Origin of the sequence: Lentzea albidocapillata (assembly GCF_000719115.1) — a bacterium.
Classification (GTDB): Bacteria; Actinomycetota; Actinomycetes; order Mycobacteriales; family Pseudonocardiaceae; genus Lentzea; species Lentzea albidocapillata.
On the sequence record NZ_JOEA01000008.1, the window covers coordinates 236,725 to 258,091 of the forward strand.

16 protein-coding genes are annotated in these 21,367 nt (G+C 69.1%); 4 read left to right on the forward strand and 12 right to left on the reverse strand.

Annotation, left to right across the window (positions count from 1 at the left end; translation table 11 throughout):
* Positions 1 to 4: 4 nt before the first annotated feature.
* The 9 genes from IG04_RS0113625 to IG04_RS0113665 all read right to left on the reverse strand — a co-directional run bounded on the left by IG04_RS0113625 (position 5) and on the right by IG04_RS0113665 (position 13,565).
* Entirely contained in the window at positions 5 to 904 is a 900-nt protein-coding gene (locus tag IG04_RS0113625; RefSeq protein ID WP_030476983.1) for a carbohydrate ABC transporter permease, read from the reverse strand.
* 74 nt (positions 905 to 978) lie between these two features.
* Complete coding sequence (locus IG04_RS0113630) at positions 979 to 2,241, reverse strand: ABC transporter substrate-binding protein (protein WP_030476984.1); 1,263 nt, start codon at positions 2,239 to 2,241, stop codon at positions 979 to 981.
* A gap of 442 nt (positions 2,242 to 2,683) precedes the next feature.
* On the reverse strand, positions 2,684 to 5,200 hold the full coding sequence (locus IG04_RS0113635) for an ABC transporter permease (RefSeq protein ID WP_030476985.1): 2,517 nt from the start codon (positions 5,198 to 5,200) through the stop codon (positions 2,684 to 2,686).
* Between the two features lie 5 nt (positions 5,201 to 5,205).
* Positions 5,206 to 5,958 carry an ABC transporter ATP-binding protein gene (locus IG04_RS0113640; protein WP_030476986.1) on the reverse strand — a complete coding sequence of 251 codons (753 nt, stop codon included), beginning with the start codon at positions 5,956 to 5,958 and terminating at the stop codon, positions 5,206 to 5,208.
* Positions 5,959 to 6,077: 119 nt separating this feature from the next.
* Positions 6,078 to 9,050, reverse strand: a complete 2,973-nt coding sequence (locus tag IG04_RS0113645) for a helix-turn-helix transcriptional regulator (RefSeq protein WP_030476987.1) — start codon at positions 9,048 to 9,050, stop codon at positions 6,078 to 6,080.
* 83 nt (positions 9,051 to 9,133) lie between these two features.
* On the reverse strand, positions 9,134 to 9,277 hold the full coding sequence (locus IG04_RS46455) for a hypothetical protein (protein WP_157512916.1): 144 nt from the start codon (positions 9,275 to 9,277) through the stop codon (positions 9,134 to 9,136).
* Between the two features lie 70 nt (positions 9,278 to 9,347).
* Positions 9,348 to 12,182, reverse strand: a complete 2,835-nt coding sequence (locus IG04_RS0113655) for an AfsR/SARP family transcriptional regulator (protein WP_030476988.1) — start codon at positions 12,180 to 12,182, stop codon at positions 9,348 to 9,350.
* A gap of 321 nt (positions 12,183 to 12,503) precedes the next feature.
* Positions 12,504 to 12,704: a DUF397 domain-containing protein gene (locus IG04_RS0113660; protein WP_030476989.1), complete on the reverse strand. Its 201-nt coding sequence runs from the start codon at positions 12,702 to 12,704 to the stop codon at positions 12,504 to 12,506.
* Between the two features lie 12 nt (positions 12,705 to 12,716).
* A complete protein-coding gene (locus tag IG04_RS0113665) occupies positions 12,717 to 13,565 on the reverse strand; it encodes a helix-turn-helix domain-containing protein (RefSeq protein ID WP_030476990.1) in 849 nt (282 codons plus the stop codon).
* A 148-nt stretch (positions 13,566 to 13,713) separates the two neighbouring features.
* Between IG04_RS0113665 and IG04_RS0113670 the strand changes: the two genes are divergently transcribed.
* Together IG04_RS0113670 and IG04_RS0113675 are read left to right on the forward strand one after the other, a co-directional pair.
* The gene (locus IG04_RS0113670) at positions 13,714 to 14,031 is read left to right on the forward strand and encodes a hypothetical protein (RefSeq protein ID WP_030476991.1); all 318 of its coding nucleotides are present in this window, start codon (positions 13,714 to 13,716) and stop codon (positions 14,029 to 14,031) included.
* Positions 14,032 to 14,575: 544 nt separating this feature from the next.
* A complete protein-coding gene (locus IG04_RS0113675; protein WP_030476992.1) occupies positions 14,576 to 16,789 on the forward strand; it encodes a SulP family inorganic anion transporter in 2,214 nt (737 codons plus the stop codon).
* 52 nt (positions 16,790 to 16,841) lie between these two features.
* Here IG04_RS0113675 and dacB read toward each other — a convergent pair whose 3' ends face one another.
* Positions 16,842 to 18,371, reverse strand: coding sequence for a D-alanyl-D-alanine carboxypeptidase/D-alanyl-D-alanine endopeptidase (gene dacB, locus IG04_RS0113680; RefSeq protein WP_030476993.1), 1,530 nt, complete (start codon positions 18,369 to 18,371; stop codon positions 16,842 to 16,844).
* Complete coding sequence (gene gndA, locus IG04_RS0113685) at positions 18,368 to 19,798, reverse strand: NADP-dependent phosphogluconate dehydrogenase (RefSeq protein ID WP_030476994.1); 1,431 nt, start codon at positions 19,796 to 19,798, stop codon at positions 18,368 to 18,370. Before gndA ends, dacB begins: the two co-directional genes overlap by 4 nt.
* 121 nt (positions 19,799 to 19,919) lie before the next feature.
* Here gndA and IG04_RS0113690 point away from each other — a divergent pair, with 121 nt between their 5' ends.
* A complete protein-coding gene (locus tag IG04_RS0113690) occupies positions 19,920 to 20,222 on the forward strand; it encodes a DUF2218 domain-containing protein (protein ID WP_030476995.1) in 303 nt (100 codons plus the stop codon).
* Here IG04_RS0113690 and IG04_RS0113695 read toward each other — a convergent pair.
* Entirely contained in the window at positions 20,205 to 20,798 is a 594-nt protein-coding gene (locus IG04_RS0113695; RefSeq protein WP_030476996.1) for a LysE family translocator, read from the reverse strand. The genes IG04_RS0113690 and IG04_RS0113695 overlap by 18 nt on opposite strands.
* 60 nt (positions 20,799 to 20,858) lie before the next feature.
* On the opposite strand from IG04_RS0113695, the gene IG04_RS0113700 reads away from it, so the two are divergent.
* Positions 20,859 to 21,365, forward strand: a complete 507-nt coding sequence (locus IG04_RS0113700) for an Lrp/AsnC family transcriptional regulator (protein ID WP_030476997.1) — start codon at positions 20,859 to 20,861, stop codon at positions 21,363 to 21,365.
* The last annotated feature ends 2 nt before the right edge of the window (positions 21,366 to 21,367 follow it).

The following is a 21,367-nucleotide window of genomic DNA, read 5'->3' on the forward strand; positions in this document are numbered from 1 at the left end:
GCGATCACCCCTTGCCCGCGATGCGCCGGGTCAGCGTGAAGTTGACCACCGCGACCACCAGGACGACCACGAACAACATCCACGCGACGGTGGCCGCGTAGCCGGCGTCGAACAACCGGAAGCCCTTCTCGTACATGTAGAGCACCAGCGTCTGGAACTGCCGGTCGGAGCCGCCGGTGGAGTTGTTGGCGGCGAACCCGGGGTCGAACAGCGCCGGTTCCGCGAACAGCTGCAGACCCCCGATCGTCGAGGTGACGACGGTGAACAGGATCGTGGGACGGATCGACGGCACGGTGATCGACCAGAACATGCGCCAGCGACCGGCACCGTCCAGCGTGGCCGACTCGTACATGTCCTTGGGCACGGACTGCATCGCCGCCAGGTACAGCAGCGCGTTGTAGCCGGTCCAGCGCCACATGACCATGGTGGACACCGCGAGGTGCGAGGCCCACGTCTCGGCGCGCCAGTCGATCGGGTCGATGCCGACGAAGCCGAGCAGGAAGTTGACGATGCCGAAGTCGCGGCCGAAGAACTGCGCGAACACCAGCGCCACCGCGGCGACCGAGATGACGTTGGGCAGCAGCACGCCCGCCCGCCAGAACGCGCTCCCGCGCAGACCCCGGTCCAGCAGCGCGGCGAGACCCAGCGCGGCCAGCAGCTGCGGCACCGTCGAGAGCACGAACAGGCTCAGCGTGTTGAACAGCGCGTTCCAGAACTTGCTGTCGCCGAACAGCTCGACGTAGTTGGCGAGACCGATGAATCCCTGGTTGCCGTCGATCAGCTGCCAGTCGTGCAGCGACACCCATGCCGTGTACACCAGCGGGTACAGCCCGAAGATCCCGAACACCAGGAAGAACGGCGCGATGATCAGGTACGGCGTGTACCTGGCGTCCCAGCTGCTCAGCCGGAGGCGCTTCGGTTCCTTGGAAGGCGAAACCGAGACGGCCGGGGCCGCCTCGGTCTCTTGACGCGTCACCGTCACTTGGCGGCGTCCGTCGCTTCCTTCAGGGCCTGCGTCCACGCCTCAGCCGCGGACTGCTTGCCCTGCTCCACGCGGGTCAGCGCGGTGCCGAACACCGGGCCGACCTTCGAGTCCTTCGTGCCGCGGTAGGTCGGCTTCAGCGACTCGGCGGAGGTCGCGAAGATCTGGCCCACCGGGGCGGAGTTGAAGTACTCGTTGACGGTCGCCTGCACCTCGGCGTCCTGGTAGACCTTCGGCTGGCTCGGCAGGTTGCCGGTCTCCTTGAAGATCCGCTTCTGCTGCTCGGGGGCCGTGAGCCACTTGGCCAGCTCGTAGGCCTCCTTGGGGTGCTTGCCCTGCTTCGGGATGGCGAGGAACGAGCCACCCCAGTTGCCGCCACCGCCGGGCGCCGTCGTCACGTCCCACTTCCCGGCAGCCGCGTCGCCGGCACCCGCCTTGATCAGCGCGAGCGCCCAGGCCGGGCAGGTGGTGGTGGCGAACGAACCCTGCTTCAGCGCGACGTTCCAGTCCTGGCTGAACGGCTCCAGGGCACCGGTCTGCTGCTTGGTGCCGAGCGCCGCCGCCGTGTCGAACGCGGCCTTGACCTTGTCGTTCTTCTCCGCGATGTACGAGTCGTCCTTCGCGAAGTAGCCCTCCTCGGTCTGGTCGAGGATCGCCTTGTAGACGTTGCGGCCGGTGTCGACGAACTTCACGTTCGGCGTCTTGGCCGTGAACTGGTCGGCGACCTTCGCGTAGTCGGCCCAGGTCGGCCACAGCTTGGCGACCTCGGCCCGGTCGGTGGGCAGGCCCGCCGCCGCGAACAGGTCCGCGCGGTAGCAGAGCCCGAGGCTGCCCATGTCCGTGCCCAGCCCCAGCACGAACTCACCGCCGTCGGCGGTGCCCTGGTTCCACTTCCACCCGGCCCACTGGTCCTTGAGGTCCTTGGCCCCGTACTCCGCCAGGTTCACGAACTTGTCCTTGGAGGCGCGGAACTGCGAGACCACGCCCTCCTCGAGGGCAACGATGTCCGCGGCACCACGGCCACCCGCGAGCTGAGTCGCGAGCTGCGTGTTGTGCTGCTCCATCTTGACCTTGCGCTGCTCGATCTTGATGTTCGAGTGCGAGGCCATGTACTCCTCGATGAGCTTGTCGTAGCCGAAGTCGGAGAACAGACCCAGCGACAGCTCGATCTTGCCGTCGGCCCCGGAACTCCCGCCGCATCCAGCGACCAGAACCATCGCGAGGGTCGCAGCGACGCTGCCGACCAGTCTTGTGCTCATCCGTCCTCCTCGACGACGCCGTGAGCGGCGCTTAACTGTGATGAGAGCGCTCTCACACTCAACCGGAGACGCGCGGGTGTCAAGCGGTCGACATCGTTCCGTAACTTTGTGGAGGCAGGCAACAAAAACCTGGACCGGAACGCCGAACGTCCCGGATGGGGCGACCAGAGGCCCCTCGGAACGACGAAGAGGGACGACCGGGCCCTCGCTCCGGTCGTCCCTCACCCCAGGTAGAGGGGCTTGCGGGGCAAAAGTGACGCGCGCCCCCGAAGATTTTTTCCGAAGCGGCGATCCACCTGCCGGTTCGGCGGGTGCCGAACCGGCCGAACGCAGCGGAGGCCCGGTGCCCCGACAGCACCGGACCTCCACCGATCCCCCGGTCGTGCGGCCCCTGTTTCCGCACTCCCGAACCCGCCTGACAGCCAGGGCCAGGCGGGGTGTCCTACCCCTCCGCCATGCCCGCGACCACGGAGTTCCTGGCCGCGCGGCGAGCGGGCAGGGCGGCGGCGATGACCGCCGCGATCACGGCCAGGCCGAGCATGATGCCGATCTGACCGAACGGGATGGAGAAGCTGATCCGGAACTCCGAGTTCGAGATCGCCTCGACCAGCAGCCACCCGAACCCGGCGCCGAGCAGCACACCCACGACCGCGCCGATCAGCGCCATCAGGATCGACTCGACCACCAGCATCTGCCGCAGCTGGCCCCTGGTCAGGCCGAGTGCCCGCAGCAGGGCGGACTCGCGGGTCCGTTCGAGCACCGAGAGCGTCAGCGTGTTCGCGATGCCGAACAGGGCGATGATCAGCGCCAGGCCGACGAGGGCCCAGATGAACATCAGGATCTGGTCGATCTGCCCGTTCAGCTCCGCCTTGGTCTCGGCCGCGGAGTCGAGCACCGCCACCGGCGAGGTCGCGATGAACCGCTCCAGGTCGGCGCGGGCCTGCGTGATGTCCGTGCCCGGCACGAGCTTGACCAGCACATTCTGGTAGCCCTTCGCGGGCTCCTTGAGCAGGGACTCGGCGGACTTGAGCGTCATGATGCCGGTGCCGTAGCTGTTGTCCTTGATCAGGGCGACGATCTTGAAGTCCTTGCCGCTGATCGGGACGGTGGAGCCGACGGTGAGGCCTGCTTCCTTGGCCTCCTTCTCCCGCATGGCGAGCTCGCCGTCCTTGAGCCCGGCCAGCGTGCCGGCGGCGACGTCCGGGCGCACCAGGGAACCGATCGCGTCGGCCGGGTACCCGGTGACGTCGGCGTACTCCAGCTTGGGCGACTCGCCGTAGGCCCGGAGCTCGGGCGCGACCTGCGCGACGTTGCGCACCTTCGCGAGGTCGTCGGTGAACTTCTGCGTGAGCGGCTGGCTGTAGACGTTCGACTTGACCGCGTAGTCGGAGGGGAACCTCTTGTCGACCTGCTCGTTCATGGTCGCGCGGCCGCTGCCGGCCACGACCGTCACCATGGCGACGATGGTCACGCCGATCATCAGCGCCGCCGTGGTCGCGGCCGTGCGCTTGGGGTTGCGGCCCGCGTTGGCCGAGGCCAGCTTCGCCGGGACACCGCGCAGCGCCTTGCCGAACAGGCGGTTCACCAGCGGCACGTACAGCGGGCCGAGCAGCAGCACCGCGAGCAACAGCACCATGGTGGCGCCACCGGTGATGAACATCGCCGGCTCTTCCTTCTCCTGCTGCAGTCCGAAGTAGACGGCGACGCCACCGATCAGCGCGATCAGCGTCGCGACGACGATCCGGACCTTGCCGGTACGGGCGACGTCGTCGGAGCTGTCCGGCTGCGAACGCAGGGCGGCCACCGGGGCGACCTTCGTGGCACGGCGGGCCGGCAGCACGGCCGACAGCACGGTCACGACCACGCCGACACCGAAGCCGGCGGCGATGGTCACCCACGAGATCGGCAGGCGGATGGGGGCGTCCTCGCCACCGGGGCCGCCCACCGTGCTGATGAACGCCTGCAGGCCTGCCGAGACGCCGACTCCGCCGAGGAGGCCGAGCACGGACGCCGTGAGACCCATGAAGAGCGCTTCGGCGAGCACGCTGCGGAACACCTGCGAGCGGTTCGCTCCGACGCAGCGCAGCAGCGCGAGCTCCTTCGTGCGCTGGGCGACGAGGATCGTGAAGGTGTTGTAGATGACCATGCCCGCGACGATGAGCGAGATCGCGGCGAACGCGAGCAGAAACGTCTTGATCTCGCTCGCGGCGTCACCGACCTGCGCCAGCGTGGCCTGGGTCAGCTGCTCACCGGTCTGCACCTCGTAGCCGGCGCCGATCGCCTTGGTGATGTCGTCGACCAGCTGTTGCTGCGAGACACCGGACTTGGCGACCGCGACGATCTCGTAGATCCGCTGCTCCGGGATCACCGTGCGCAGGCCCTCCGGCGAGACCAGGACGTGGTCGCTGCCGGACATCGAGATGCTGCTGGCGCCCTGCTGGTAGGTGCCGACGATGGTGAACGCGTGCTCGGCGTTCTCCTCGTCGAGCAGCTTGAGCTTGTCGCCGACCTTGAGCTTCGCGACCTGCGCGGTCTTGACGTCGATCGCGGCCTCGTCGGCCTTGACCGGGAACTTGCCGTCCTTGAGGTTGAAGTCGCGCAGCTTCTCCGTCGTGGGCAGCGGCTGCACCATCGCGCTGCGCGCCTTGCCTTCCCCGCTGAGCAACGCGGCGCTGCCGAACTCACGCGAGTCCGCGCCCTCGACACCGGGCGTGCTGCGGATCTTCTGCAGGAAGTCGGCGGGGATGCCCTTCTCCCGGTCGGGGCTGTTCTCCGCCATGTGCACGGCCGCGTCGACGTTGCGGGCGCTGCGGGCGAAGTTGTCCCTCGTCTGTTCCCCGACCGCGTCGCCGAGCACGAGCGTGCCCGTCACGAACGCGACGCCGAGCGCGATGGCGATGCTGGACAGCACCAGCCTCGCCGTGCGGGCTCGAAGGCCCGCAAGGATGGTCTTCAGCATCTACCTCACGCCCCCAGGTGCGTGAGGGCGTTGACGACGGACTCGGTGGTGGGCTGGTGGATCTCGCCCGCGAGCCGGCCGTCGGCGAGCAGCACCACGCGGTCCGCGTAGCTCGCGGCCACCGGGTCGTGCGTCACCATGATCACGGTCTGGCCCATCTTGCGGACCGACATGCGCAGGAAGTCGAGGACCTCGGCGCCGCTGCGGGAGTCCAGGTTGCCGGTCGGCTCGTCGGCGAAGATGACCTCGGGACGGGCGACGAGCGCACGGGCGCAGGCCACGCGCTGCTGCTGGCCACCGGACAGCTCGGTCGGGCGGTGCGTGAGCCTGTCACGCAGGCCCAGCACGTTGACGATCGTGTCGAACCACTCCCGGTCGGGCTTGCGGCCGGCGAGCTCCAGGCCCAGCAGGATGTTCTGCTCGGCGGTCAGCGTCGGCAGCAGGTTGAATGCCTGGAACACGAAGCCGACGCGGTCGCGGCGCAGCTTGGTCAGGTCCTTGTCGTTCAGCTTGGTGATCTCGGTCTGTCCGATGTGGATCTCGCCGCTGTCCACCGTGTCCAGTCCCGCGAGGCAGTGCATCAGCGTGGACTTGCCGGACCCCGACGGGCCCATGATCGCGGTGAAACGACCGGCCTGGAAGGCGACGTTGATGCCGTCGAGCGCCCGCACCGCGGTGTCACCCTTGCCGTAGACCTTCACCAGGTTGTGGGCCGCCGCGGCGGTCCGGGTGCCGACCTCGGACACCAGTGCAGACATGTGACTTGCCTTTCCTCACAGGGGCGTTCCTTGATGAGGAAGAAGCTATGAGGAAGCTGAGTACGCGGACATCAACTCCGCGACGCGTTGCGCATCAGCCTGAGGTATGACAACCGGCGCTATTCCAGCAGACCCCGGTCGTACGCGATGGCCACGGCCTCCGCGCGCCGCGAGGCTCCCAGCTTCGCCATGATCCGGGAAAGGTGCACGGAAACGGTCTTCTCGCTGATGTAGAGCTCCTCGCCGACCTCGCGGTTCGTCCGTCCCGCGGCCACCAGGCCGAGCACGTCGCGTTCCCGCGGGGTGAAGACGTCGACCTGCTCGCGCACCGGTTCGTCGGCCCTGAGGCTGATGCGGGCCCGCTTGGCGCACGACGCGACGGCCGTGGCGAGCGGAACGGCCTTGAGCCGCGTCGCCACCTCGTCGGCCAGGCGTAGCTGCTCGGCGGCCTCGTCGCGGCGTTCCGCTCCGAGCAGCGCCTCCGCGAGCCGCCACCGGCACAGCGCCTGCTCGAACGCGACCCCGTAGCCGAACTCGTCGACCGCGTTGCGCCACAGCTCCGGATCTCCCGCGCCGCGCAGCCGTGACTCCTCGGCGTTGGAACGGGCCAGCCAGGCGCGTCCCTCCGGACCGAGGGTGCCCGCCCGCGGCTTGCCGTTCCGCGCGGTCAGCCGCACGTGCTCGGCGAGCTCATGGCCTGCTTTGACGGCGTTGGCCTCCGCTTCGGCGTCGCGCTTGCGGCGCGCCTTCGCGGCGATCTCCGCGTGCGCCGCGATGCCGATCGCGCCGATCCTGATGCCCGCGAGCATCCACGGACCGCCGAGCTTGCGCGCCCACTCCAGCGCGTCCGTGACGCGTTCGACGGCCAGCTCCGGACGGCCGCGCCACAACGCGAGCTCCGCGCCCGTACCGCCGTTGATCAGGGCGATCTGGATGTCGCGGTGCCAGTCGCTGCGCAGCTTGGTGATCATCCGCTCGGACTCGGCCAGATCACCGCGCGAGACCGTGAGGTGCGTGCTCGCCGACGCCAGCCGCGCCAGCACCGTCGACGACACGGACATGCCGGGCGGTTCGCTGGCCCACGCCGCGTAGTCCCAGTCGCCGATGTAGTAGTGCACCAGCACCTGCAGGATGCGGATTTCCAGCCCGAACATGCTCCAGGTCAGGCCGGTCTCCTTGGCCCTGTCCCCCGCGAGGTTGTAGACGCGCGCCGCCTCGGCCAGTTCGCCGCGGTCGTAGTGCATCATTCCGTAGTAGTACCAAGCCCTCAGTTCGTTGTTGAACGCTCCGACCTCGCGTGCGTGCTGGATCGCGCGCTCGAAGCTGGCCTTGGCCTCCTCCGGCCGGTTCGCGTGGTCGTCGAGGATCGCCAGGGTGCCGAGGCCGTCCGCGATCGCACCCGGCGCGTTCGCCGTCCGGCCGTCCGCGATCGCCAGCTCTGCCGCTTCGCGCGCTTCGTCGTCCTTGCGTTGCTGGCGCAGGGAAGACGCCTTGCCCGCGAACACCCGGGCGCGCGTGGGACTGGGCTCGCGGTCCCGCACGAGCTGGAGCGCTTTCGCCAGGACCAGGAAGTGCTCTTCCTCGTTGCCGTCGAGGATCGACAGCGCCTGCGAGAGCCGCAACCAGATCTCGGCGGCCTCCTCCGGCGTCTGCTCGGCGCTGATCGCCTTGGTGGCGCTGCGGGCGAACGCGACCGCGCGTTCCGGCTGCCCGGCCGTGCCCGCGACCCAGGACGCGCGCCGCAGCAGCACGGACTCGTCCACATCGGACGGACGATCCACCTCGGCGACGGCGTTCCACAGGTTGAGGGCCTTTTCCAGGTACCGCAACGACTCCGCGGGCGCCCCGGCGCGTTCGGCCTCCTTGGCCGCCTGGATCGAGGCCTTCAGCGCCTGCGGCAGGTCGTGGCTCTCGAACGCGTGATGGGCCAGCGCCGCCGACGAACCGCGTTCGTCCAGCCTCTGAGCCAGGTGCCGGGCATAGGCGGCGTGCAGCCGGCCTCGTTCGCCGGGCAGCAGGTCGCCGTAGACGGCCTCCCGGACCAGCGCGTGCCGGAAGGCGTAGACCTCGTCCTCGTTCACGACGAGGAGGTGGTGCTGGATCAGTTCGCGCAACGCCGTGTCGAACGCGATGTCCGCCATGCCCGCGACCTCGTGCAGCCGGTAGTGCCGGACCCGGCGGCCCCAGACCGACGCGACGCGGACGACGTGCTGCGCCTCGGGACCAAGGCTTTCGACCCGGCTGAGCAGAACGTCGACCAGCGCGGACGGCAACGACCTGCCGTCGTCACAGGTGGCCACCGCGATGAGTTCCTCGGCGAAGAAGGCGTTGCCCTCGGAGCGTTCCGCGACCTGCCGCAGGACGTCCTTCGGCAGGTCGTCGGACAGGGCCTCGACGAACCTGCGGGCATCGGCCGCGTTGAACGGCGTGAGGTCCAGGCGGTCGACGGCGGGCAGCCGGACCAGCTCGGACAGCAAGGCGCGCAAGGGATGGCTGCGGTGCAGGTCGTCCGCGCGGTAGGTGCCGACGACCAGCAGACGCTGGGAACGCAGGCGGGACAACAGGAACGACAGCAGGTACCGGGTGGACGCGTCCGCCCAGTGCAGGTCCTCGACCACGAACAGCACGCGCTGCCGCTCGGAGAGATCACTGAGCAGCCCGAGCACGGCGTCGAACAGCTGGAGCTGTCCCACGTCCTGCTCGGGCCTGCGGCCGGGGACCAGGCTCGGCGCGATCATGCCCTCGGTGCCGGGCTCGCGTTCGGCCGGCAACGCCAGCTGCGGCAGCAACATCGCGAGCGCGGGCCGGTGCGCGACGTCGCTCTTCAACTTGCTCAAAGCCTCGGCGAACGGCAGGTACGGCAGACCGGTCTCGCCGACGTCCAGACACCGTCCCATGAGGACGATGGTGTCGTCGGCGCCGGCGGCCAGCTCCTCGATCAGCCGCGTCTTGCCGACACCGGCGTCACCGGCGAGCAGCACCGCCCCCGCGGTGCCCTCCCCGGCCTGCGCCAATGCGGCACGCAACCGGTCCAACTCGCGATCACGCGCGACCAACGGGATTCCGGAACCAAGGCGCGCCACAAGTGGCATGCTGTCACAGGTCAGTGCTAGTTCACGAGTAACTTGTTCAGCAGGGCGTTGCACGGATTTCGCCGGGGCGCCTGCAGTGGGTTTCACCGCGCCCGGGAGATTGTGCGGTGCATCATGCGGCTCAGCCACGACGGCCCGCGACCGTTCGAACGCCGCCAGTTGCACACCGCGTTGCCACGCCGGTAGTCGATTTCCGCCTTGATCGCCTCAGGGGTCCATTCGTTCATGGTCCTGAGGGTCGTCCTGAGGGACGCGGTAAGGCATCGGGCGATCACGCAGTCCTGCCCGCCGAACCCCTTACCCGACCGTCACCGCACGTGCGCGAGCCAGCCGGGCCCTTACCCCGTCGGCTTCCGGCGCGCCCAGCTCCGTGAACAACGCCAGCGCCCGCTGCCAGTGCGCCGCCGCTCCCGCTGCGCCGAGCTGCTCGAACACCGCCGCGAGCCGGTCGTGCGCCAACGCCTGGTGGTACGGCGAGACGGCATCGCACGCCACGGCCAACGCCGTACGGGCAGCCGACAGCGCACCGTCCGTATCGCCGGTCTCCAGCAGAGCCGTGGAGATGTCGGTATGGCAGGCCGCTTCCCCGCACTGCTCGCCGACCTCGTGGTACATCCGCAACGCCACCCGCAGCCACGGCATCGCGTCGTCGAAGCGCTGGGTGCTCAAGTACAACAAACCGAGGTGGTGGTGCGCGTTGGCCTCGGCCCACTTCGAGCCCGCGATCCGTGAGATCTCCATGGCCTCGCGGTAGTGCTCCTCCGCCTCGGCGGCCCGGCCCAGGTCCTGCAACGTGCCGGCGACCGTCGTCAGGGCCCGTGCCTGCTGGTGCACGTCCTCCTTGCGGCGCGCCACCTCCAGTGCGCCCTGCTGGGCCTGCAACGCCTCTTCGAACCGTTCGAACTGCAGCAACGCGACGCCCAGGTTGAACTGCATGACGAACCGGGCGTCGGCGTCGTTCAGGGCGATGGCGGCCTGTAGCGCGGCTTCGGTGAGACGCAACGAGGTCTCGCGCTCGGTCCGCAGCCACAGGTACCGCGACAACGTGTACGGCAGCTGCCACGCGTGCACGTGCCAGCCGGAGCCCGACGCCAGTTCGGCGGCGGCGATCAGGTTCGCGCGCTCGGCGTCGAACCAGGCCGTCGCGTCCGCGGCACCGGAGATCGCGGGCACGTGCACGGGCCGGTGCTCCGGCGCGACCAGGACGCTGCCGCGGTTGATCGGCAGCAGGCCGTCCGCGAGGTCCGCGCAGTGCAGGTAGTAGTCGAGCATGCGGCCGGTCGCGGCACGGCGTTCGGGCTCGGACAGCTCACCGGCCAGCGTCTTGGTGTAGACGCGGACGATGTCGTGCGCGAAGTGCCGGCCGGGTTCGCTGACGGACAGCAGGTTCGCGGCCGTCAACGCGTCCAGCGCGCGTTGGGCCTCCAGCAACGGGACGTCGCCCATCGCCGCGACCACATGCGGGGTGAGGTCCGCGCCGGGGTGCAGGCCGACGATCGCCAGCAGTCGCGACGGCTCCGCGGGCAACGCACGGCGCGAGGCGTCCAGAGCTGCTCGTACGGTGCCCTCACCGTCCTCCAGGCCGAGCGCGGCCAGGCGGCCCTGCTCGTCCTGCAGTTCCTCGACCAGTTCGGCGACGCGCAGGCGAGGGGACACGGCGAGACGGGCCGCGGCGATCCGGAGCGCGAGCGGCAGGCCGTCGCACAGCTCGGCCAGTTCGCGCAGGGCGCCGGCCTCGATGTCGGACCGGCCGGCGATGCGGCCCAGCACGTCGACGGCGGCGTCCGGGTCGAGCATGTCCAGCTCGACCAGCTTCGCCTCGACCTGCGCGACGAGCCCGACCAACCGGCGCCGCGACGTCACGACGACGCACGACGGCGCACCCGGCAGCAGCGGTAACAGGTCGGCCGAGCTGCGGACGTTGTCGAGCATCACGAGCATCCGGCGATCGGCCAGCAACGTGCGCAGCAACGCGGAACGTTCGTCGACCGAGACGGGGGTGTCGCCGGCCGGCACGCCCAGGGCACGCAGGAACCGGTTGAGCACCTCGCCGATCTCCAGCGGCTCCCGGTTCGGGTCGTACCCGTGCACGTCGACGTAGAGCTGGCCGTCCGGGAACTCCTCACGCACGCGATGCGCCCAGTGCAGGGCCAGCGCGGTCTTGCCGACCCCCGCCGGTCCGGTCACCAGCATCACCGGGCCGTCGTGGCCGCGCAGCAACGCGTCCAGGTAGCCGAGCTCGGCGTCCCGGCCGATCAGCGCGACGGGCGCGCGGGGCAGCTGCGCGGGGATCGTCACCGGCACGGGTTCAGGCGCGGACACCGGCTGCGGCACGCGGACGGGCGCGCGTTCCGGCTCGGGGCTGTCCCCCGCCAGCACTGCCTGGTGCACCCGGCGCAGTTCGGGGCCCGGCTCGACGCCGAGCTCCTCGATGAGCACGGCGCGCGCTTCCCGGTACGCGGCCAGCGCCTCGGCCTGCCGGCCGGCCTGGACCAGCGCCCTCATCAGCAGCCCGTGGCCGCGTTCGCGCAACGGGTGCTCGACGACCGTCAGGCTCAGCTGCGAGACCAGTTCCGGACCCTGCCCGATCGCGAGACCGAGCTCGGCCCGTTCCTCCAGCACCGCGAGCCGGCGTTCGACGAGACGACCGCGTTCGACGTCGGCGAGGAGACCGGACACACCGCCCAGCGGCTCGGCGCGGAACAACGCCAGCGCGTCGTCGAGCTCGACCGCGGCTCCGGCCAGGTCACCGGCGGCGCGCATGCGGTTCGCGAGCAGCACTTGACGTTCGAACACGTCGAGGTCCAGGGCACCGGGCTCGACGCGCATCAGGTAGCCGTCGCCGACCGACGTCAGCAGCTCGGCGGGAGCCCTCCTGGCACGGGTCGGTTCGAGGGCCCTGCGCAGTCCGGCGACATAGGTCTGGACCAGGTTGACCGCACTCGAGGGCACGTTGTCGCCCCACACGGCCTCGATGATGTGCCCGCGACTGACCGGCGTGTTGCGCGCCAGCAGCAGGACCGCGAGGACGGCGCGCTGCTTCGCCGCACCGAGATCAACCTCTTGACCTGCGCGAACGACCCGGAGAAGGCCGAGAACCTCGAACCGAAGGGGTTCCTCGCCGTGCGTCACCGATCTGTCCTTCGCCTGTGGGCCACCTGGAGCTTGAAGATCACTTCAGTCGGGCTCCAGTCGTGCTGTAGAAGGCATTCTTACGCTTAGCGTGTCCAACCAACCACAGACGGCGAGATCAACGGAAACCGGAGATCCGCGAGTCGGAACAGGTTGGACCGGACAGCGGAACCTCCGCTGCTCCCCATGATCGACGTGGGTCGGCCGGCGTGCAAGGGGCATCCAGCCCGCGGCGGCGGAACGCCGGCCGGCCCACGTCCCCTTTACGCGAGAAGGCCCTGGCTGGATGATCCAGCCAGGGCCTTCTGCCGTACCTGCCGATCAGCTGACAAAAGAGCCGATCTTCGCGGCGGTGAGGAAGGTGTCCCATCCCCCGTCGCCGAACTCCAGCCGCGCTCCGTCCGCGTTCTTGCTGTCACGGACCGCGGCGCCGGCTGGGACGAGCGCGATCTCCACGCAATCGGGCCCACCGGCCGACGACCTGCTGCTCTTTCGCCAACGCAAGCTTTCCACTCTGTTCACTCCCGGTCGCTGTCACGCGAGAGTGCGAGCGATCTCCGTGATCAGGGTTGCCGATTCCCGCGGGGTCTGGGCGGAAGTCACGAGACGCTCGAACATCTCGGCGTAGGAATGGACGTCCGACTGTTGTTCCAGGTAGACGCCGCTTCTGGTGCTTTCGATGTACACCACGTCGGGGTCGAGCCGCTCGGGAAAGCTCAGGATGACGAACGGGCCGTCCATCGCGGCATGACCACCGGCGCTGAACGGCACGACCTGCATCGTGACGTTCGGCAATGCACCGACTTCGAGAAGACGCGCCATCTGCGCGCGCATCACCTCGACGCCGCCGACGAGCCGGCGCAGGGCGGCTTCGTCGATCACGACGTGCAGGCGCAACGGGTCGTCCTCACTCAGCAAGGCCTGCCTGGCCTTGCGCAACCGGACGCGCCGGTCGATCTCGGCGGTGCGCGCGTCCGGCAGCACCTGTGAGATCAACGCCCTCGTGTACGCCTCGCACTGCAGCAGGCCCGGGATCATCAGCCCCTGGTAGGTCCTGATCGAGTCCGCGTCGGCCTCGTACCCCACGTATCGACCGGGCACGATGTCGCCGAACTCGTCCCACCACGCCTTGCGACGGGCTTCCCTTGCCAGCTGGACCAGTTCTTCGAGGGTGGCGACGTCCGCGTCGTAAGCGCTGAGCATGTCCCGCACGTCACGCGGGCTCACCCCCACACGCCCCGTCTCGATGCGGCTGATCTTGGAAGCCGAGCACTCGAGGCGCTCGCCGACCTCCTCGATCGTCAGCCCGGCCACTTCGCGCAGCCTCCGAAGCTCGCTCACGAGCCGGCGCTTGCGCAGGGTCGGGCTGCTGCCCCGTGACATCCCACACCTCCTGGTCGTTCCCAGTTTGAGAGCAAACCAGCGCGTCGCAAAGAGACGTCATCCATTCGTGTACTGCAACTTGCAGATCGCAGGTTCGGCGCGACAGTCTGCATGGGCTGCTTACGTAGGGACTGGAGCTCTGAGCCTGATGGCCGTCACGGTGTTCAGCCAACTGGACAATTCGCTGCACTCGCACCTGGCCACACTCACCGACCTCGCCGAACGCGGCGACGACCAGACCGCTCTCGTACTCGCCAGGGTTGAGTTGCCGAGGGTGGTCGCGGTGGTGAAGGCGTTGCTCGACGAGCACCAGCCCGACGAGCACGGCCGGTGCGCGACCTGCAAGCGCGGCTGGTTCTCACGGCGGATGCCCGCACCGTGCCGTGCTTACCTCTCGGCGCAGCTGATCCTGACCGTCGTCGGCCAGGAGACTTCACACGGCAAGCACCTGCGCTCGGTAGGCTGAATTTCCGGAACTCGATAGTTCTTCAGTTCCGTCCCGACCTGGGCCGGCTCCGCATCCCCCGACCGGAGCCGGCCCTGCTAGTGCCGCGACCGGCAACCTTCGCCGCGTCTTCGACGCTCAGCAGGGCGCCTCGCGGCACCGGCCCCACGCCCACAGCCAACCAGGATGAGGACGCGGGGCCGGCACCACGAGACACCCGTCTGACCGCCGAATACGGGGCAAAGGCTGCCGGTCGCGGCACTAGGTCATCACCTCGCGTAACGACGCCGGTCAAGATCAACACGGTTGGCTGAAAGATCTGCCACCGCAGCGATTCCGGCCTCATCATGGACGTCGACGCGGCCTGATCCCGGCCCTCGATGCCTGTGCCGACACGGAGGTGTTCCCGTGCCGACCCCGCATGACCGCGCCGACGAGCTCGATGCCGTCCGGCCGCGACGCATGCTGCCCTTAGAGCGCTTCTAGAGCGCAACCCTTCGCAGTTCCCCTCCCGCCCTGTGCCTCCGTCGCACAGGGCTATGCCGCTATCCGCAAAGGGAAACCCGTGAACCATCTGCCCAGATCCAACGCCGGCGAGCACACCCCGCACGGTCCTCCGCTGATCCTGAAGCACGACCTGCCCGCGAGCTTCGTGCTGTTCCTGATCTCGATCCCGCTGTCGCTCGGCATCGCGCACGCCACGGGCGCGCCGTTGATGGCGGGGATCATCTCCGCGGTCATCGGCGGCGTGGTCGTCGGCGCGATCAGCGGGGCACCGTTGCAGATCAGCGGTCCGGGCACCGGGCTCGTGGTCATCGTCGCCGGGCTGGTGGCGCAGTTCGGGTGGGCGGCCACCGCGGCGATCACGCTGGCCGCGGGCATGCTGCAACTGGCGCTGGGGCTCACCGGGATCAGCCGCGTGGTGATGTCGCTGTCCCCCGCCGTCGTGCACGGCATGCTCGCGGGCATCGGCATCTCGATCGCCGCCGGGCAGCTCGTGGTGGTGCTGGGCGGAACGGCGGCGTCGTCCGTGCCCGCGAACCTCGCCCTGCTGCCGGGAGAAGTGGCCGGCGCCTCGCTGGGCTCGGTGATCGCCGGCGCAGTGGCGATCGCGGTTCTGCTTGTGTGGCCGCGAGTTCCGCGTGCCTCGCTGGTCCCCGCGCCGCTGGTGGCCGTGGTTCTGGCGACCGCGCTGGCGTTCGTGCTGCGCCTCGACGTCGCCCACGTCGACCTGCCGGACAGCCACGCGCTGACGTTCCCGGAGATGCCGCAGGGCAACGTCGGTACGGTGGTCACGGCCATCGTCACGGTCGCGCTGGTGGCGAGCATGGAGTCGTTGCTGTCCGCCGTCGCCACGGACCGGCTGCACGACGGGCCGCGTGCCCGGCTGGACAAGGAACTCATCGCGCAGGGCACCGGCAACGTGCTCGCGGGCGCGCTGGGCGGGTTCCCGATCAGCGGCGGCCTGGCGCGCAGCTCCACGAACGTCGCGGCGGGCGCCAAGACCCGGTACGCCGCGATCTTCCAGGGCGTGTGGATCGCGGTGGCCGTGCTGGCGTTCAGCCCCGCCCTGGAGCTGATCCCGTTGTCCGCGCTGGCGGGCGTGCTGTTCGTCGTCGGGCTCAAGCTCGTGTCGCTCCAGCGGATGCGGAACCTGCTGCAGCACAGGGAGTTCGTGGTCTACGCCGTGACCGTCCTCGGCGTCGTCCTCTTCGGACTGCTGGAGGGCGTGGTCGCCGGGCTCGTCGTCGCGCTGCTGCGTGCGCTGTACCGGTTGACGCACTGCTCGGTGCGCGTCGAGGGCAACCGGGTGTGCGTGCGGGGATCGCTGGTATTCCTGGGAGTCGGACGGCTCGTGCGCGAGCTGCGCGGGATGCCGCAGGGCGAGACCGTCGTGCTGGAGCTGCACGTCGACTACCTGGACCACGCGTCCTACGAGGCGATCAACGACTGGCGCGAGGGCTACGAACGGCTCGGTGGCCGAGTGCGGGTCGACGAGGTGCACGACACCTGGTTCGACCGGGCGAACCAGGGCAAACCGGGGCGGCGCAAGACATTGCCCGGCCCGCTGCCGCGCTGGTTCGCGCCGTGGTCGCACTGGCAGGGCACGCCCGGCGCCGTGACGTTGCCGGCCCAGCGCGCCTCGGCGGAAAGCGACCCGATGCTGCTCGGGATGCGCGAGTTCGAACGCCGCTCCGCGCCGTTGGTGCGGCCGTTCCTGCACGAACTGGCGATGCGCGGGCAGCGTCCCCAGCAGTTGTTCATCACGTGTGCGGACTCCCGCGTGGTGCCGAACCTGATCACCACGTCCGGGCCGGGCGACCTCTTCTGCGTACGCAACATCGGCAACCTGGTACCGATGTCGTCCGCGGAGGACAGGTCGGTCGGGGCTGCAGTCGAGTACGCCGTGGAGATCCTGAACGTCAGCACGATCGTCGTGTGTGGACACTCCGACTGCGGCGCGATGAAGGCGTTGGTCAGCGGGTCCGCGCCGCGCGGATCGCACCTGCGCTCGTGGCTGCGCAACGCCGAACCGTCGCTGATCAGGTTCCACGCGCCGACGGCGCCCGGTTGCGCGGAACTGCCGGTGGCGGACCGGCTCGCCGTGGCGAACGTCGCGCAGCAGCTGGACAACCTGCTCGGCTACCCGAGCGTCCGGGAGGCGATCGTGGCGGGCACGCTCACGTTGAAGGGCATGTACTTCGACATCTCGAACGCCCGCGTGTACCTGGTGGACGCGGACCGCAACGGGCTCGAACCCGTGCCTTCACCGGCATAAAAACGAGGAGCCGCCCCAAAAGACTCGGGGCGGCTCCACTTGGGACGTTCTGCTAGCAGGTACCGATCCAGGAGCACTCCACGTCGAAGCGTTCCTGGGCGGGAACCTTCGCGCGGTCCTGCGCCGGAGCCTTGCGCTGCTGCGGCACCGACTGGACCTGCGGCGAGACCGTGCCGCCCTCCGAGGCCAGGCGCACGGCGATCCTGTCCTCGATGTTCTTCGGGTTGTTGAAGAGCAGGACGTTGTTCTGCACCACCGAGAACACGAGGTCACGGCCCGCCGCGGTCTTCACGTAGCCCGCCAGGCCCGAGACACCCGAGAGCGACCCGGTCTTGGCCTTCACGTTGCCCGCTGCCGGGGTGTTCCTCATGCGGTTGACCAGTGTGCCGTCGACACCGGCGACGGGCAGTGAGGCCTGCCACGCGGAGAACCACGGCTTGGTCCTCGCCTTGATCAGCACCGACGTGAGGTCGTCCGGCGAGAACTGGTCGAGCCGGGACATGCCGGAACCGTCGAAGACCTCGACCGCGTTCGGGTCGACGCCCAGACCGGACCACTTGGTGCTGAGCTGGTTGATGCCGTTGGTGAACGAGCCGCCCGCGGTCTTGACCAGCACCTCGGCCAGCATGTTGTTGCTGTCCTTGAGCAACGGCACGATCAGCTCGCCGAGCGTCATCGACGTGTCGGTCGCGAGGACAGTGGCATCGGCCGGCGCCTTCTGCCGCTTCACACCGCCGGTGACGGTGATCCCGCTGGCCTGCAACGCCTTCTGGAACACCGACGTCACGAGCCCGGCCGGGTCCTTGACCGACGAGAGCCTGGTGGTCTCGACGGACGTCGACCCGCTGACGATGATCCGGTTCGTGCCGTGCTCGCGTTCCACGAAGAGGCCGGCGTTGCCGGTCGTCGCCGTGGACACGACCTGCACGTGGTCGTTCGCCGGTTCGGTCGTGACGACGGCCGGGGCGCCCGCCGCGGCACCCGGCTTGACGCGCACGAGGACCGTGCCCGCGCTGAACTTCGCGTCCGGCGAGAACGTGAGCGCCGACGTCTCCGCGCTGTAGGAGAACGGCTCGTCGTCCCACGCCCAGCCTGTGCCGTACGGCTGCGCGTCGAACTTCGTGTCGTCGATGACCAACGCGCCGTTCACGGTGGTGACACCGCTGGCCTTCAACGTGTCCGCGAGCTGCTGGTAGCGCAGCCGGGACATCGTCGGGTCGCCGCCACCGCGCAGCGCCAGGTCGCCCTTGAGCACCGCCCCGGACTTCGTGCCGCTCGACACGAGCTCGGTCTTCCAGCGGAAGTCCGGGCCCAGCAGGTCGAGCGCTGTCGTCGTGGTGAGCAGCTTCATGTTCGACGCCACCTGGGAACGCCTGCTGCTCTGCCTGGTGTAGATCACTTCTCCGGAACCGGCGTCCCGCACGACCAGGCCGACGTCCGCGCCCTTGAGCGCGTTGTCGGCCAGGATCGTGTCGAGATCAGCCGTGAGGGCTTCGTTGCCGACCGCCACGGCGCCGCCGCTGGACGTCAGGGAAACCCCTGCCGCCACAGCGATGACCGCGCCCAGAACTCGGAACTTCACGCTTCCACCTCTGATCGATCACCCGACCACAACGTGTGGAAGCTACCGGGCTTGTCGGTGCGCCTGTACGTGTGCGCCCCGAAGAAGTCCCGCTGTCCCTGCACGAGTGCGGCGGGCAGTCGCTCGGAGCGAAGTCCGTCGTAGTAGGCCAAAGCGGACACGAAGCCCGGCGTCGGCACGCCGGACTCGACCGCGCGGACCACGACCCTGCGCCAAGCGCCCTCGGCGTTCTGCACCGCGTCGCGGAAGTAGTCGTCCACCAGAAGGGACGCGATGTCCGCGTTCGCGTCGTACGCCTCGCGGATGCGGTTGAGGAACTGCGCGCGGATGATGCAGCCACCACGCCAGATCGTCGCCATCGCACCGAGGTCGATGTCCCAGTCGAAGTTCTTCGACGCCTCGCGCATCATGTCGAAGCCCTGCGCGTACGCGACGACCTTCGACGCGTAGAGCGCTTGGCGCACGTCGTCGACCAGTTCCGCGTCCGGCTTCGCGACGACCTCGCTGGCACCGAACGCGTCCCGCACGGCCTTGCGCTGCTCGGTGTGGCCGCTCAGGCTGCGGGCGAAGACCGCCTCGGCGATGCCGGTGACCGGGACGCCCAGTTCCAGCGCCTCCTGCACGGTCCAGCGGCCGGTGCCCTTCTGCTCGGCCGCGTCCTCGATGACGTGGACGAGCGGCGTGCCGTCCGCGTCGACGTGCTTGAGGACCTCGGCGGTGATCTCGACCAGGTACGACTCCAGGTCACCCGAGTTCCACTGCGTGAAGACCTCGGAGATCTCGGCCGGCGACTGCCCGCCGATGCGGCTCAGCAGGTCGTACGCCTCGGCGATGAGCTGCATGTCGGCGTACTCGATGCCGTTGTGCACCATCTTCACGAAGTGCCCGGCGCCGTCCGGCCCGACGTGCACGCAGCACGGCTGACCGTCCACCTTGGCCGCGATCTCCTCGAAGACCGGCCCGACGTGCCGGTAGGACTCCGCGGGACCGCCCGGCATGATGCTGGGCCCGTTGAGCGCGCCCTCCTCGCCACCGGAGATGCCGGCGCCGACGAACAGCAGCCCCTTCTCCTTCAGCGCGGCCTCACGACGGCGCGTGTCGTTGAAGTGGGCGTTGCCGCCGTCGATGACCATGTCGCCGGGCTCCAGGAGCCCGCTCAGCTCGTCGATGACGGCGTCGGTCGGGCCACCCGCCTTGACCATGATGATGATCTGGCGCGGCGTCTGCAGGCTGTCCACCAGCTCCTGCAACGTCTCGGCGCCGACGAAGTCGCCCTCGTGGCCGTGCTCGTCGAGCAGGGCCTTCATCTTCGCGGGCGTCCGGTTGTGCACTGCCACTGTGAAACCGTGCCGCGCGAGGTTGCGCGCGAGGTTGCTGCCCATGGTGGCAAGACCGGTGACCGCGATACGTGCTTTGCCTTCCGTCATAGGCGACAGCCTGCCGTGTTCTTCGCCTTTGCGCGAGACGTCACAGGGTGTTCTCAGACTCCGTTTCGGCAGGTGAACCGCGTCACGTGCCCGTACGTATTGCTAGGCGTAAGTTGGCTTCATGACGGAATTCACGAGCGTGGGACGCTCGGCGACCGACCGTGCCTCCAGGTACGGATCGCAGCTGGTGAAGCACTTCACGGCCAAGGACCTCGAAGGGTCCTGGGAGGACACCCGCGGCTTCGTCCGCTTCTCCGCCGGCCTCGCGGAGTTCGAGGCCGCCGACGACGGCTTGACCATGCGCGTGGTGTGCACGTCGGAGGAGGACGTCGCACGCCTGCGCGACGTCGTAGAACGGCACCTGGTCCGCTTCGGGACGCGCGACGAGCTGTCCGTCACGTGGGACTCAGGTAGCGAGAACTGACGCAGCCAGCCCGATGAGAGCGGTCCCACAGATCCGCTCGAACGCCGCGCGGGTCCGGGGCCTGCTCAGCAGCCTGCCGAGTTGACGCGCGGACGGCACCACGATGACCCAGAACACCGCGAACACGCCGACCGTGACGGCGCTCAGCACCGCCGCCTGAGGCAGGGGCGCGGCGTTCGGGTCCATCGCCTGCGGGATGAGGCTCAGGAACGTGAGCATCACCTTGGGGTTCAACAGATCGCACAACATGCCGCGCAGGAACACGTTCTTCTGCTGCGGCTGCTGCTCGATCGGTTTGGTGGCTGCCTTGAGCGTCATGAAACCGATGTAGGCCAGGTAGAGCGCGCCGATCGCCTTGACCACGAAGAGCGCCGCCGGTGCCGCCGCCACGAGCGCGGACAACCCGACAGTCGCGAGCGTCCCGTGGATCAGCAGCCCGGTGAGCACACCGAGCGCAGCCTCGACACCCTTGCGGAGGCTGCGGACCGCGTTCCCCATGACCAGTACGAAGTCGGGACCGGGCACGACCGTGATCACCACGAGTGCCAGCAGGAACGACGTCCACGCGATGTGCATGGCGCTGATCGTCGGTGGTTTGTTCGTGTGAATTCCAGCAGGTCAGTACGATGTTCGGTTATGCGCGAACAAGCCGAACTCGATTCGGTCGACTGGCACATCCTGGAGGAGTTGCAGAACGACGCGACCCTGCCGAACCGCGCTCTGGCGGAGATCGTCGGGCTGGCGCCTTCTTCTTGTCTGCAACGGGTGCGGCGGCTGCGCGACCTCGGCGTGATCACGGGATGCCATGCCGTCGTGGATCCGGCTACTACCGGGCTGCCGTTGGAGGCCGTGATCTCGGTGAACGTGCGGCCGCACACCCGGACCGTGGTGGCCGGGTTCCGGGCGTTCGTGATGGCTCAGCCGGAGACCCGGTCGATCTTCCACGTGTCCGGGCAGGCCGATTTCCTGCTGCACATCGCCGTTGCCGACTCCACGCACCTACAGGCGTTCCTGATGGACAAGATCGCTTCGCGGACGGAGGTGCGGAACCTGACGAGTTCGGTGGTGCTGGAGCGGGTGGAGACGCGTGCGTTGACGCCGCCGGCGAACCTGCGGCCTACTCACCGGCGACGAAAGGCCTGAGC